At 33.2% G+C, this 14,375-nt stretch carries 9 protein-coding genes; 3 read left to right on the top strand and 6 right to left on the bottom strand.

The window, feature by feature from the left end:
- Window positions 1-95: 95 nt before the first annotated feature.
- Window positions 96-770 (bottom strand): tRNA (adenosine(37)-N6)-threonylcarbamoyltransferase complex dimerization subunit type 1 TsaB, encoded by a 675-nt coding sequence (gene tsaB / locus ACY2IJ_RS07845; RefSeq protein ID WP_476723807.1) that lies wholly within the window; start codon window positions 768-770, stop codon window positions 96-98.
- A gap of 47 nt (window positions 771-817) precedes the next feature.
- The gene (locus tag ACY2IJ_RS07840) at window positions 818-1,864 is read right to left on the bottom strand and encodes an endonuclease/exonuclease/phosphatase family protein (protein WP_476723806.1); all 1,047 of its coding nucleotides are present in this window, start codon (window positions 1,862-1,864) and stop codon (window positions 818-820) included.
- A 57-nt stretch (window positions 1,865-1,921) separates the two neighbouring features.
- Between ACY2IJ_RS07840 and ACY2IJ_RS07835 the strand changes: the two genes are divergently transcribed.
- The 3 genes from ACY2IJ_RS07835 to ACY2IJ_RS07825 are packed head-to-tail and all read left to right on the top strand — an operon-like array spanning window position 1,922 to window position 6,967.
- Window positions 1,922-4,471, top strand: coding sequence for a TonB-dependent receptor (locus ACY2IJ_RS07835; protein WP_476723805.1), 2,550 nt, complete (start codon window positions 1,922-1,924; stop codon window positions 4,469-4,471).
- Window positions 4,472-4,480: 9 nt separating this feature from the next.
- Window positions 4,481-6,376, top strand: coding sequence for a DUF5689 domain-containing protein (locus tag ACY2IJ_RS07830; protein ID WP_476723804.1), 1,896 nt, complete (start codon window positions 4,481-4,483; stop codon window positions 6,374-6,376).
- 36 nt (window positions 6,377-6,412) lie between these two features.
- Complete coding sequence (locus ACY2IJ_RS07825; RefSeq protein WP_476723803.1) at window positions 6,413-6,967, top strand: thioredoxin family protein; 555 nt, start codon at window positions 6,413-6,415, stop codon at window positions 6,965-6,967.
- Between the two features lie 67 nt (window positions 6,968-7,034).
- Here the strand turns inward: ACY2IJ_RS07825 and ACY2IJ_RS07820 are convergent, their stop codons facing one another.
- The 4 genes from ACY2IJ_RS07820 to ACY2IJ_RS07805 all read right to left on the bottom strand — a co-directional run bounded on the left by ACY2IJ_RS07820 (window position 7,035) and on the right by ACY2IJ_RS07805 (window position 14,314).
- Window positions 7,035-9,431 (bottom strand): glycoside hydrolase family 31 protein, encoded by a 2,397-nt coding sequence (locus ACY2IJ_RS07820; protein WP_476723802.1) that lies wholly within the window; start codon window positions 9,429-9,431, stop codon window positions 7,035-7,037.
- 203 nt (window positions 9,432-9,634) lie between these two features.
- On the bottom strand, window positions 9,635-11,545 hold the full coding sequence (gene glgB, locus ACY2IJ_RS07815) for a 1,4-alpha-glucan branching protein GlgB (protein ID WP_476723801.1): 1,911 nt from the start codon (window positions 11,543-11,545) through the stop codon (window positions 9,635-9,637).
- A gap of 73 nt (window positions 11,546-11,618) precedes the next feature.
- Window positions 11,619-12,890: a glucose-1-phosphate adenylyltransferase gene (locus ACY2IJ_RS07810; RefSeq protein ID WP_476723800.1), complete on the bottom strand. Its 1,272-nt coding sequence runs from the start codon at window positions 12,888-12,890 to the stop codon at window positions 11,619-11,621.
- 5 nt (window positions 12,891-12,895) lie between these two features.
- A complete protein-coding gene (locus tag ACY2IJ_RS07805; protein ID WP_476723799.1) occupies window positions 12,896-14,314 on the bottom strand; it encodes a glycogen synthase in 1,419 nt (472 codons plus the stop codon).
- Window positions 14,315-14,375: the final 61 nt, after the last annotated feature.

Here is a 14,375-nt window from a genome sequence, read left to right as displayed (position 1 = left end):
CTCGAAATTAGTGAAAAAACCACCGAACAAACGTTAATAAAATGTTACTAAATAACTTTAAACTAAGTCTAGCTTACTTGTTTTAAGAGATTTGATTATTTCTTTTTTTGAGGAGTTACTATAAAATCTTTTAAATAAAAAGGTTCAAAATAAGCAGTGTCTTCAAATTGTTTTTTTTGGAATTGTTCTTCGGAAAGGATGGCCATTTGTTGGGCCGAAGGAAATTTGTGATCTATAAAATTTGCATTTTTGTGCCTAATAATGTTTTTGCATTTCTCAGCCCCATCACCTAAAAAGTAAATAGGTTGTTTGTTTAATAGGTCTGCAAAAGAGTCTTGGTCTATTATTTGTGCTTCGGTGGTTCTAATTTGAGTGTACAAATTGTTGTAAATAGCACTGTATACTTCTAGTCTTCTAGCATCTATCATTGGGACAATAACTCCTTGTTCTATTTGAATAGTTTGTGCTAAACATTTTAAAGTGTCTGTAGCAATTAGCGGAATATTTGCAGCATAGGCTAATCCTTTGGCTGCAGAAACACCTATTCTTAATCCAGTGTAAGAACCTGGACCTTTTCCTACAGCAATGGCATCTAGGTCAAATGTGGTTAAGTTTTGTTCTTTTAAAACATGTTCAATAAAAATATGTAGTTTTTCTGCGTGGGAATAATCGCCGTTGTTTTCTTCTTTTAAGGCTATACAAATGCCATCTTTAGAAAGTGCTACAGAACAGTTTTTAGTTGATGTTTCTATATTTAGAATCAATGCCATGTAAGTAAATTTTAGGGCAAATATACTTTAGAAACTTAATAGTTTGATTAGTTTTCTTTTAAAAGATAACTATACACAGGGTAGTGGTCACTGTAACCTCCTAAATAGGTACCACCTGCAAAACTTCGCTTAGGGCTTCCTTTGTATTTTCCGGTTTGCAGTGTTAAGTAAGTGGGGTTGTAAATACCGGCTTTGTAAAATTTAAAACTACTGTAATCTTTGTGGTGAGTTATAAAGTTTTCGCTAAAAATAATTTGATCAAACAAAAACAAATCTCCTCCATATACTAATGTGTTAAAACCATTTCTAAACATTTTTTCAAAAGGATTGTAGAGTTCTTGTTTTTTTAGCGTTTCTTTGGAAATTTTAGTATCTAAAACTTTTTTAAAACTCTTATCAGTAGGGCTGTCATTAAAGTCTCCCATAATCATAATTTTAGCATCGGGTTCGGTGCTGTATATTTGGCTTACCAGGTCTTTAACCCTTTTGGCTACACGTTCTCTTAGAATGCTACTTTTTTTAGCACCTCCTCTTCTAGAGGGCCAATGGTTTACTAAAATATGTACTTTATCATCTAATAAATAGCCGGTTGCCCATAAAATATCTCGGGTATAAACTTTTTGGCCATCTTTGTATAAATTGGCAGGTACAGCTTCGCTATACAAGGGTTTGTATACATCTTTATTATATAACAGGGCTGTGTCAATTCCTCTTTTGTCAGGAGAATCGTAGTGAATTATGCCATAATTATAAGTGCTTAACGGAGGTGTGCCAATTAAATCTTCTAACACAGTTCTGTTTTCTACTTCTACCACACCTATTAAAGAAGCAGGTAAGTTGTTTTGTTCTTTTCCGATTTCACACAGTACTTTTGATAGTTTAGATAATTTATCTTTATAAACATAGGTTCTGTTAGATTTTATTTCCATCATCGGACTTAGTTCGTCCATTTTAGTAGGATCATTTATAGAATCGAATAAGTTTTCTAGGTTGTAAAAAGCAACCGTTTGAACAATGTATGATTTTTGTCCAAAGCAAATATTTATTACAAATAGAATGCTAATTGTAAGCAATAGTTTGGTTTTTAGAGTCATATCTTTTGTTTAAAGGAGTGATTCAAAACTAATATTTATTTTACAAGTCAAAAAGAAATGTTATCAATTCACAAAATTTTATTAAGCTGTTTTTTAACCTCAACGGTTTTTGCTCAAGATACTATTAAAACGGGAAAAGATGTGTTTAGTATTGTGAATTTGTCCGATGATGATTTGAATGATGAAAGTGGTGAAGTAACCAATATCTCTGGAATTTTTTCAGCTTCGGATGATATATATTTAAATACTATTGGGTTTGAATTTCAAGGTGTGTTTTACAACGCAAGAGGTTTAGGGGCCGATCAGGTTACTTTTTTATTAAATGGAGTTCATCAAAATAGATTGTTTGATGATAGGCCTGCGTGGAATAATTGGGGTGGAGTAGATGGAATTTATAGAACCCAGGAATTAACGGAGCCTTTGGGAGCTTCTGAAAAAAGTTTTGGTAGAGCTTTAGGGGTTACATCTTTATCTACAAGAGCATCTTTGTATAGGTCTGGGACAAGAATTTCCTATGCTCGCTCCGATAGATCTTATCAAAACAAAGCCTCTGTAAATCATGCAGGAACTTTTACAAACAATTGGTACTATGTGGTTTCTGCAAGCAGACGTTGGGGAAATGAAGGTTATAGAAAAGGAACCTTTTACAATGCCAATTCATTAATGTTTAGTGTAGAAAAATATTTAAACACACGGCATAGTCTAAATATAAGTGTGTTGTATACTCCAAATAAAAGAGGAGTTGCTGGGACTTATACAAAAGAGGTGTATGATTTAAAAGGAAATAGTTACAACGGAAATTGGGGATATCAGAACGGAAAAAAAAGAAATGCTAGGGTAAGAACTGTAGAAGAACCCATGGTATTGCTTACACATACTTATAAAAAATCAGATCGTTTTAGGTGGGAAAACTCTTTGTTGCTCCAAAAAGGAACTACTGGTTATTCTAGAATAGATTATAATGGAGGTTCTAATCCAGATCCTGTCTATTATCAAAAATTGCCTAGTTATTGGTTGTCTAGAAATACGGTAGATTATGAGAATGTTTATAGGTATCAACAAGATTTTGTAAATAAAGGTCAGTTAAATTGGGATTTTTTGTACCAAGCCAATGCCGAAAAAAAAGCAATAGGAGAGAATGCAGCTTATGTATTGTACAATGACAAAAGAGACGAGAGTAGAATTCAGTTCAATTCTAATATAACACATAAAATAAATAAAGCTTGGCAATTAAATGCAAGTGTGGATTATAGAAACACCCTTTCAGAAAACTATGCTCAGGTGGTAGATTTGTTAGGAGGAAATGGTTATTTAGATGTGGCTAGTTTTACGTTGGCACAAAGTGATTTAAATAATCCTAATAGGGTGGTTATAGAAGGAGATCGTTTTAAATACAATTACAAAGTAAACAGTAGTAATATAAACGGTTTTGTACAGGCTAAATGGAAAGGAAAAAAGTTAGAGCTGTTACAAGCTTTGGGACTTTCTTATTCAACACACCAAAGAGAAGGATTGTACAAATATGAAAACTATGCAAATGCAGAAGGGGCTAGTAAAAAGGTTGATTTGTTAGCATTCCAAGGAAAAGTAAATGCATTGTATAAAATGTCTGGTAGAAATTTGATAGATGTTAAATCTGCATATATTCAAAAATCGCCCAATGTAAAACAAGTATTTCCCAATGCAAGAGTTAGCAATGCTACATTAAATAATTTAGAAACCGAAAATTTATTGACCAACTCCCTAAGTTATATCCGCAGAGGTTTAAATTACAATATCAAACTTACAGGGTATTACAATTTGCAAAATAATGTAACCGAAACAGGCTTTTATTTTGCCGAGGGTTTTGGTACAGATGCTAACGATGTAGAAAGCAATTCAGGAGAGTTGTTAGATGAAAACAGCCTGTTTGTGCAAGAAGTATTAAACGGAGCTAAAAAGAAGTATATGGGGTTGGAATTAGGAACTTCTTACGATGTAAATTCTTCTATAAAATTAACAGGAGTAGTTGGGGTAGGAAATTATACTTATGCTAACAATCCGAATGTTTTGTTTTTTACAGAAGACAATTCAACAGCACAAAATTTGGGGTTTGTAAATGGAGAAAAAAACCTAGGAGCTGCAAATATCAAAGGAAAAAAATTATCATCGGGGCCACAACAAGCATTTTCTTTAAAATTAGCTTATACAGATCCTAATTATTGGAGAATAAAAGTAAGTGTTAATCATTTTAGGAACAATTATGTAGATATTGCTCCTATTAGGTACACTAGTAATTTTGTAAATGAAATAAATGGAACTCCTATAGAAAATTTAGATCAGAATTTAGTGACTTTGTTTAGAGAACAAGAACAACTTAAAAACTTTACGCTAGTTAATTTATCGGGAGGGAAATCTTGGCGATTACAAACAGGGTATTTAAGTGTTTTTTGGACGGTACAAAATGCATTAGACATCAAATATCAAACAGGTGGTTTTGCTAGTAGCAGAGCAGCTAATTATAGTGAACAGTTAAAGGAATATAACAGAGAGGAACCCCTTTTTGGGAATAGATATTTTGCAGGGAATGGGAGAACTTTCTTTACCGGAATTTATTATTCTTTTTAAATCAATGTTATGATAAAATATATATACTTTTTAATAGGAATAACTTTAGTTTCTTGTATTGATGATATGGATCATGATAAAATAGACATTTCTATTCAGGTTCCAGATATAAGCAATAAAACAGAAATTACATTTCAACAGTTGTTTAATTTACATAACAATACAATAGGTAAAGACACTCTTGTTACAGCATATGTAATTTCATCAGATACAGAAGGGAATTTTTACAAAGAAATTTATGTGCAAAATACTCCAGGTGTATCAGGCTTAGGAGCGGATAACCCGAGAATGGGAATGAGAGTTCGTGTAGGATTAACGAATACAAGTGTTAAATATGCAAAAGGAAGAAAAATCATTATCAATTTACAAGGGTTAAAAAAAACAACAAGTGGAGGTGTACTTACACTTGGAAAACCTAGTAATACTTACATAAAAGATATTATTGAATTTGAATTAGATACATATATATACAAAACAAATGAGTTGGTAACAGTTGAACCTAAAACAGTTTTGATAAAAAATTTAACCCCCCAAGATTTAAACACCCTAATTAGCATTAAAGATGTACATTTTAAACAATCGGATGTTGGACTACCCTATGCCGGTCTCGCTACCGATGATTATGACGGTAAAAGAACCCTACAGTATTGCGAACCATTTAGAAGTGATGAAATAATATTAGAAACAAGCAATTTTGCAAATTTTGCATCAGAATTAATCCCGAACAATCAAGTATCGGCTACAGGAGTCTACACGGTTAATTTTGATAAAGAACCTGTTTTGATTTTAAACAAGCATCAAGATATAGAACAAATAGGAAATCGTGTAAACTGTAATACAACTACCCCAAATATATTAATAACCGAAATTGCAGACCCTCAAAATGCTTCTTTTTCCAGATACGTAGAATTGTACAATGCAGAAAATGTGGCTGTGGTTTTAGAAGGTTGTGCTTTAAATAGATTTGTAAACGGAGGTACGGCATCTAGCATACTTTTAAACGGGTTGTCAATTCCTTCTAAAGGATTTGTAGTTATAGCAAATGATAAAGAAAGTACAACCACCAATTTAAATTTTGAAGATTCATTTGGGTTCAAAGCCGATTTGATGAATAATAAATTAGATGGAAATGGAGATGATGCATACACATTAACTAATGAAACAGGAGTAGTAATAGATGTTTTTGGAATTCCCACACAAGATGGAACAGATACAAACTGGAATTACGAAGATGGTAGAGCGTATAGAAATATAGATATCAACACACCAAATGCTATATTTAACATTGAGGAATGGTCTGTATTTAAAGGAGACCAAAAGGCACCCAATAGTTTTAGTCCTAAACAAAGAAAAGATACTGAAACAGTCTATGTTCCCGATGAGGTAATTGTAGAAACAGCACCTTTGTTGATAACGGAAGTAGCAGATCCTAAAGAAGCAACAAAAGCTAGATTTGTAGAAATATACAATCCAACAAATAATGAGGTGAGTTTAAAAGATTGGACATTGGTTAGATACAATTACACAAACACCAAAAACACAAAAGAGTTGGCTGCATTGCCTGTTGCTTTAGATGATTTAACAATACCCGCTAAAGGTTTTGTAATTGTAGCTAGAGACAAAACCGTATTTGGTGATTATTTTGGTGTAACAGCAGATTTGGCAGCATCTAACATAGATGGAAATGGAGATGATGCTTATGAACTTATAGATCCTTTTAATGTAGTTGTTGATGTGTATGGAAACCCTATAGTAGATGGTACTGGTACAAACTGGGAATATACGGATGGTTTTGCAAAAAGATCTAATAACATAAACATCCCTAAAACAACTTTTGAAACTGTAGATTGGAACATAAAAGAAGATCAACAAGCAGCTGTAAATTATAGTCCAAGAGTGCGATAAGTTTTTTATTTTTGAATGAATAAAAACGATAAGAATATGGCTTTAACACCTTCTAATGAAATGAAAAAAGGAGCAAAAGCTCCAGAATTTACATTACTAGATACTGTAACAGGTAAAAAATTAAGCTTAAAAAATTTAAAAGGAGTAAATGGAACGGTAATTATGTTTATTTGTAACCATTGTCCGTATGTAATTCATGTAAATTCATTGTTGGTTCGTTTGGCAAATAAGTACCAAGCAAAAGGAGTTAATTTTATAGCTATTAGTAGTAACGATGTAAATAATTATCCACAAGATGCACCTGAGTTGATGAAGGAAAATGCCTTGAAAAATGAATATCCTTTTCCATATTTATATGATGAAACCCAACAAGTAGCCAAAGCATACAATGCGGCTTGTACTCCAGATATTTATGTGTTTGATAAATATTTGACATCGTTTTATCATGGACAGTTAGACGATTCTAGGCCAGGGAATGGAGTTTTGCCTACAGGGAAAGATATTATAAAAGCGTTGGATTTAATGTTGGAAGGAAAAGCTTATAAAGAAATAGAAAAACCTAGTGTAGGTTGCGGTATTAAATGGAAGTAAAACAATTTGAAACAAAAAAATCCAAGCATATTGCTCGGATTTTTTTGTTTTTATAAAAAGTGTGCGATTAACCTATAATCTGAATTTGGTTAAACTCTTTAGTAACTTCAAAAGTTCTGTGGTTTAATTTTAATTCTTCTAAACTAACCTCTTCGCTATCAATTTTAATGGTTTTTATTTCAAAAGGTAAACCAATCAAATTCATTTTAAAAGTTTCATAACCTGTAATAAAAGTTCCAGATTTATGTTGTTTAATAGTTAGTCTATCTTCTTTTCCTGTAAGCGTAAAGTGTCTTAAACAATATCTACCTTTTGTGTAATCGTAACCATCATTGGCATCCTCAAAAACGTCAGAAATTTCTTTTCCGTTTTTGTAATATACGTCTAAAGTTAACTGATCAATTTCTTTTTCTCCTACATATTGTTGTACAGGGTAAATAGGAATAATAGCTCCTTCTTTAACAAAAATAGGCATACTGTCTAAGTCGGCATCTACCCATCTTTCATCTCCCCCTTGTACCAATTCGTTTGTCCAATAGTTAAACCAATTTCCTTTAGGTACGTACATTCTACGACCTTTAGAGTTTGGTTCTCCAATTGGGCAGGCTAAAATATGTTCACCACATATAAATTCATCAGTTCTATGGTGTGTTTGCGAGTCTTCTTGATCATATAACACTAATGATTTTAACATTGGTATTCCTTCTTCTATGTACTTGTAAAAAGTAGTATATAGATAGGGTAACAATTGGTAACGTAATTCTATAAATTTACGAACAACATCTGTAATTTCTTTACCAAAAGTCCATGGTTCTTGGTCTCCATGATCTCCAGAAGAGTGTGTTCTACAGAATGGGTGAAAAATACCTAACTGAATCCAACGAGCATATAGCTCTCCGTTAGGTTGTTCTGCAAATCCTCCAATATCAGATCCTACAAAAGAGAATCCAGACATGGCCATTCTTTGTGCTTGTACGTTGGCTATCCATAAGTGTTCCCAGGTAGCAACATTGTCTCCTAGCCATGTTGAGGTATAGCGTTGTGTTCCAGAATAAGCAGAACGAGTAATAACAAATGGTCTTAAAGGATAGTTGTATTTTTTTAATCCCATGTAAGTGGCTTTAGCCATTTGCATTCCATAAATGTTATGTGCTTTTCTATGAGAACATGGATTTCCATCGTAATCGTGACGTACATCATTTGGGAAAGATTTTCCAGGCACATCCATTACAGCAGGTTCGTTCATGTCGTTCCAAACACCTTTAACTCCAATATCTTCAATTAGACCTTGGAACAAACCAGCCCACCATTCTCTTACTTCTTCTCTTGTAAAGTCTGGAAAATAACATTCTCCTGGCCAAACTTTACCTTTCATATAAGGTCCATCGGCTCTTCTACAAAAGTAATCGTTTTCCAAACCTTCTTTAAATACATCGTATTCTAGATCAATCTTAATTCCTGGATCAATAATAACAACGGTTTTAAAACCATCATCTGCAAGTTCTTTCACCATCCTTTTAGGTTCTGGAAAATATTCTTTGCTCCAAGTAAAACATCTAAACCCTTCCATGTAATCTATATCTAGGTAGATAGCATCACAAGGTATTTTTAAATCCCTAAATTTTTGAGTAATTTCTTTTACGTTAGATTCTGGATAGTAACTCCATTTACACTGATGATATCCTAAAGCCCATAAAGGAGGTAATTCGGGTGTTCCTGTTAGGTTCGTATAAGATGCTACTACATCTTGCATTTTAGGACCATAGATAAAATAGTAATTCATTTCACCACCTTCTGCCCAAAAACTAGTTACGTTTCTTCTTTCAGAACAAAAATCAAAATGAGATCTAAAAGAATTGTCAAAAAAGATACCATACGCTTTTTTGTTTTGAATAGCTGTGTAAAAAGGAATGGCTTTGTAAATAGGGTCAGTGTAACGTCCAAAGGCATACGAATCTGTAGCCCAGTTTTGGAATCTACGTCCTTTTAAGTTGGTGTGTTCGGGTTTGTCTCCTAAACCGTAAAAGCTTTCTCCGTTTGGGGAGCTTTTGGTCATTTTTACAATGTTACCTCCTAGTTCATAACTTTCTTCCCAATGAAAACCTAATTCATCTTCACTTATTAAGGTTTGGTCAAGGGCATCGTAAATACGTGTTTTTAGGTTTTCTTTAGAAATATAACAGATAAGTTTAGAAGTGGTAATTATGTATTTTTCTAAATCTTCTGTAATTTCTAATTTGTTATATCCTCTTACCGCATCTTTAGAGATTGCGTATGAAAAATCGTTTTCAAATTTAGCACCTGTTGCATATCTAAAACGAAACATACTGTCTCTTAGAATGGTCATTTGTAAAATGACTCCGTTTTCACAACTAAAATATAGTGTATCTACATCTTTTTTGAAATCTATTATTTTAGCAGGAAAAGCATTTCCTTTATATTCTATTTGTTCGTTTAAAATCATAAATATCAGTAGTTTATTGGTCGTTTGATTAACCGAAAATATAAAAAATACTTTGGATAACCTTTGTCTTCTATTTTTTTTGTGGATTCTCCTTTTGGATTTCTTTTTTTTTATTTATATCTCAGTAAACATAGGTGATTGATGAGTTTTTTATAAAATAAACGAGCCCTTAATTTTTGATATTAAGGGCTTTGTATTGTAGCTTATTCAATTTTAAAAATTAGAATAGATAATGGTGGCACTGTAATAGTTGCAGAATAATCTTTCCAATTCCATGGTTTGTCTGATATAGCTATTTTTTTGCTATTTTTAATACCACTACCTCCGTATTTTTTTAAGTCAGAATTAAAAACTTCTTTTAGTTTTCCTGATCTATGTACACCGATTAAATAATTTTCTTGTGGAGTAGGTGTGTTGTTGCATATTACGATAAGGTCATTTTTAGGTTCGTGTCCTTTTCTAATGTAACTAAGTATCGATTTTTCTCCATCTTCATGATTGATCCATTCGAAACCTTCTTGAGAAAAGCTTTTTTCATACAGAGCAGGAGTGTCTTTTAAAAAGGTGTTCAAATCCTTCATATAAGTTTGTACTGCTTTGTGTCCTTTGTCTTCTAGTAAATGCCAATCTAAGCTTTTTGCGTAGCTCCATTCATTTTCTTGACCAAATTCGGCTCCCATAAACAATAAGTTTCCTCCTGGGTGAGAATACATGTATCCGAATAACAAACGTAAGTTGGCTAATTTTTGCCATTTGTCACCTGGCATTCTGTTGATGATGGAACCTTTTCCATAAACAACTTCATCGTGCGATAAGGGTAACATGTACCTTTCTGTAAAAGCATAAGCCATACTAAAGGTAATTTCATTATGATGATATTTTCTATGGATAGGATCTTTTTTAAAGTAACCTAATGTGTCGTGCATCCATCCCATCATCCATTTCATACCAAAACCTAAACCTCCGTGTTCTACATCTCTAGTAACTCCAGAAAATGCTGTAGATTCTTCGGCAATGGTTTGTACTCCAGGAAAACTTTGATAGACTTCTGTGTTAAAATCTTTTAAGAAAGAAATGGCTTCTAGGTTTTCGTTTCCTCCAAATTCATTAGGCTCCCATTCTCCTTCTTCTCTAGAGTAATCTAGATATAACATAGAGGCAACCGCATCAACTCTTAGTCCATCAATATGATATTTATCTAACCAAAAACAAGCGTTAGAAATTAAGAACGAACGAACTTCATTTCTTCCGTAATTAAAAATTAAACTTTTCCAATCTTTATGGTATCCTTTTCTTTTGTCTGGATGTTCATATAAATGAGAACCATCAAAAAAGCCTAAACCATGATCGTCTGATGGGAAATGAGATGGTACCCAGTCTAAAATAACACCAATGTCGTTTTTATGAAATTCATCAATTAAATTCATAAATTCTTTTGGATGTCCAAATCTGCAACTAGGAGCAAAGTAGCCTGTTAATTGGTACCCCCAAGATTGATCAAAAGGATATTCCATAATAGGCATAAATTCTACATGTGTAAAATTCATTTCTTTTACGTATTTAACCAATGCATTAGAGGCTTCCCAATAACTTAAAGATCTATTGTCTTCTACGTTTTTCATCCAAGATTCAAAATGAACTTCGTAAACAGAGTAAGGTTTGTCTAGTCCATTTTTATCTTTTCGGTACTTCATCCAATCTTGATCTTGCCATTTGTAACCTTCAATATCATAAGTTACAGAGGCTGTTTTTGGCGGATGTTCTGTGTGGTATCCGTAAGGATCACATTTTTCTGTAACTATTCCGTTGTTGTTAGAGTGTATTTTGTATTTGTATACTTCTCCTGACTTTACATTTGGAATAAAACCTTCCCATATACCAGAACTATCCCATCTTACATTTAAAACATGCTCACTATCGTTCCAGTAATTAAAGTCTCCTACAACTGAAACTCTGTTAGCTGTGGGTGCCCAAACCGAAAAATACATTCCGTCTACACCGTCTACAGTTGCAGGATGTGCTCCAAATTTTTCGTACAATCTATAGTGTTTTCCTGATTTAAATAAGTATATGTCAAAGTCTGTAAATAGACTGTAAGGTTTTACATGATTCATGTGTTTTGTATTATGTGTTTAAAAACACCCAAGTAATTTTTACTTGGGTGTATAAAGTTGTGTGGTTTTGTAATTAAACAATGCTGGTTCCGCTAGGAACAACTACACCGTTTTTAATTACAACAATACCGTTTCTTACCGTGTATAAATCTGTTTCGGTATCTTTTAAGTGATCTCCTCCGTTAATTTTTACATCATTTCCTATAGAAGAGTTTTTGTCAATAATACAGTTGTTAATGTAACAGCGTTCACCAATTCCTCTTAAAGGTGTATTTGTGCTTCTTTTTTGTTCAATTTCTGCAGCACCTTCGTACCTGTCGTTCCCCATTACATAGCAGTTAGAAATGGTGGTACCTACTCCAATTCTAGCACGAATACCAATAATGGTTCTTTGAATTCTACTAGCATTTATGATTCCACCCTCTGCAATTAATGTTTTTTCTAGAGTAGTTCCAGAAATTTTAGTAGGAGGTAAAAAACGAGGACGAGTTAATACGTTGTTGTCGTTGTCAAATAAATCGAATTGAGGAATGTCATCTGTTAAACCAAGATTGGCTTCAAAAAAGGAACCAATGGTTCCAATATCTGTCCAGTATCCTTCGTATTGAAAACTAACTACTTTGTTGGTTTTAATGGCTGCAGGAATAATTTCTCCTCCAAAATCCATTGTTTCCTTGTTAGACATTAACTCTTTAAGTAAAGAACGGTTAAAGATATAGATTCCCATAGAGGCTAAATAGTCTCTTCCTTGAGACTTCATTTCATCAGTCACATCGGATTTCCAGTCTTTTAATTCTTCATGAGATGGTTTTTCTACAAAAGAAACGATGTTTGAGTTTTCATCTGTTTTTAAAATCCCAAAACCGGTAGCATCATTTGCGTTTACAGGTAGCGTTGCAATAGATATTTCTGCATTGCTTTTCTCGTGGTTTTTAACCATTTCATTAAAATCCATTTGGTACAATTGGTCACCCGAAAGAATTAAGGCATAATCCCATTCGTATGCTAAAAAGTGTTGCATAGATTGTCTTACAGCATCTGCAGTACCTTGAAACCAACCATCGTTTTCTGGAGTTTGTTCTGCAGCTAATATGTCTACAAACGCTCCTGAGAAATTCCCGAAAGTATAGGTGTTTTTAATGTGTTTGTTTAATGAAGCTGAGTTGAATTGTGTTAAAACAAAAATTCTGTTGATTTCAGAATGCAAACAGTTAGAAATCGGTATATCTACTAATCTATATTTACCGGCTATGGGTACTGCAGGTTTAGATCTTGTAGATGTTAGGGGTTTTAATCTAGATCCTTGTCCTCCTCCTAAAATGATTCCTAATACTTTTTTCTTCATAATTTTTATTGTGCTATAAGGTTATATAAATCGATGTATTCATTTGCAGAGTTTTCCCAAGAGTTGTTAATTTTCATAATTTCTTTTCTAATACGCTTAAATTCTGCTGTATCGTTGTATAGTTTGTTAGCTCTTGTTATGGCCAAAGCCACATCATCTACAGATACGTGTTCGTGTCTAATTCCAAAACCTCCTTTTTCACCTATATCTTTAACGGTGTCTTTTAATCCTCCTGTGGTTCTAACTACAGGAATGGTTCCGTATCTTAAAGCATATAGTTGGTTAAGTCCACAAGGTTCAAAACGAGAAGGCATAATTAAAAAGTCTGCCCCTGCATAAATTAAGTGAGATAACTCTTCATCGTAACCTATAAAAGTATTGTATCTACCTTGGTATTTGTCTTTTAGTTCGTTTAATAAGTATTCGGCATGAGGATCACCAGAACCTAATACAAGTCCGTTAATATCATTGGCATCTAGGGCTCTGTCAAAAATACCAGCCATAATATCTGCTCCTTTTTGGTATACCAACCTACCTATAAATGCTACTAATGGTTTTTCTGGATCTAAATTAAATTTTTCGCAAATTATTTGTTTGTTGGCTTTTTTACCAGCTTCAACAGTTTTTACATTAAAGTTTTTAGGAATCATTTTGTCTGTAGAAGGATTCCATACATCGGTATCAATACCGTTTAGAATTCCTACAGATTTTGCTCTTTCGGTATCGAATAACCAATCTAAACCTGTTGCAGAATGAGGTAATTCATTCATGTAGTTAGGGGAAACAGTGGTGTATCTCCAGCAGGCTTTAATTGCGGCTGCCATAGGGTTAATAGCATAATCCCACTCTAAAATTCCAGATTGTTCTAAGTCGTATTCTGGTAAATAGTCTAATTTTTCGAAAGAGAATTCTCCTTGATATTGTGCGTTGTGAATAGTGAAAACAGTTGGAACACCTCGCATAGATTGGTATTTAGTACACTGTGTTAGCATAAAAGGAATTAATCCTGTATGGTGGTCGTGACAATGAATAATTTTTGGAGGAGTGATAAATTGTAAAACCCAATCTAAGACAACTTTTTGAAAGGCGATAAAGCGTTCTGTGTCGTCTTCATATCCATATACATTTTCACGGTCTAACAAACCTTCTATTTGTACTTGGTATAAATGGTATCCTAGCTCTTCAAAGCTGTTTTCTACTCTGTAAACTTTAGCTTTGTACTTGTTTTTAGCTAAACTAACTTTACATCTAAAATCGGTTTTGTACTTGGCTCCTTTAGCGTATTTGTTGTCGTAAAAAGGCATAACAACTGCAGCATCATATCCTAAATTGGTTTGATATTTAGGAAGAGATCCTACTACGTCTGCAAGTCCACCTACTTTTGCTGCTGGATAACATTCGGCACTTACGTGTATTACTTTCATATTGATTGTTTTGATTCACCCTTTAAACTTAATAAAAAAAACTGTTAACATTTGATTATAA

The sequence above is a fragment of the Wenyingzhuangia gracilariae genome (assembly GCF_056387575.1).
This window is presented reverse-complemented; position numbering and strand designations above follow the sequence as displayed.

Bases quoted from the DNA above. Each gene is read 5' to 3' on its own strand.
- ACY2IJ_RS07820 (WP_476723802.1), bottom strand. From the start codon at position 9,431: ATGATTTTAAACGAACAAATAGAATATAAAGGAAATGCTTTTCCTGCT.
- ACY2IJ_RS07805 (WP_476723799.1), bottom strand. From the start codon at position 14,314: ATGAAAGTAATACACGTAAGTGCCGAATGTTATCCAGCAGCAAAAGTA.
- ACY2IJ_RS07835 (WP_476723805.1), top strand. From the start codon at position 1,922: ATGTTATCAATTCACAAAATTTTATTAAGCTGTTTTTTAACCTCAACG.
- ACY2IJ_RS07840 (WP_476723806.1), bottom strand. From the start codon at position 1,864: ATGACTCTAAAAACCAAACTATTGCTTACAATTAGCATTCTATTTGTA.
- ACY2IJ_RS07830 (WP_476723804.1), top strand. From the start codon at position 4,481: ATGATAAAATATATATACTTTTTAATAGGAATAACTTTAGTTTCTTGT.
- glgB (WP_476723801.1), bottom strand. From the start codon at position 11,545: ATGAATCATGTAAAACCTTACAGTCTATTTACAGACTTTGACATATAC.
- ACY2IJ_RS07810 (WP_476723800.1), bottom strand. From the start codon at position 12,890: ATGAAGAAAAAAGTATTAGGAATCATTTTAGGAGGAGGACAAGGATCT.
- ACY2IJ_RS07825 (WP_476723803.1), top strand. From the start codon at position 6,413: ATGGCTTTAACACCTTCTAATGAAATGAAAAAAGGAGCAAAAGCTCCA.
- tsaB (WP_476723807.1), bottom strand. From the start codon at position 770: ATGGCATTGATTCTAAATATAGAAACATCAACTAAAAACTGTTCTGTA.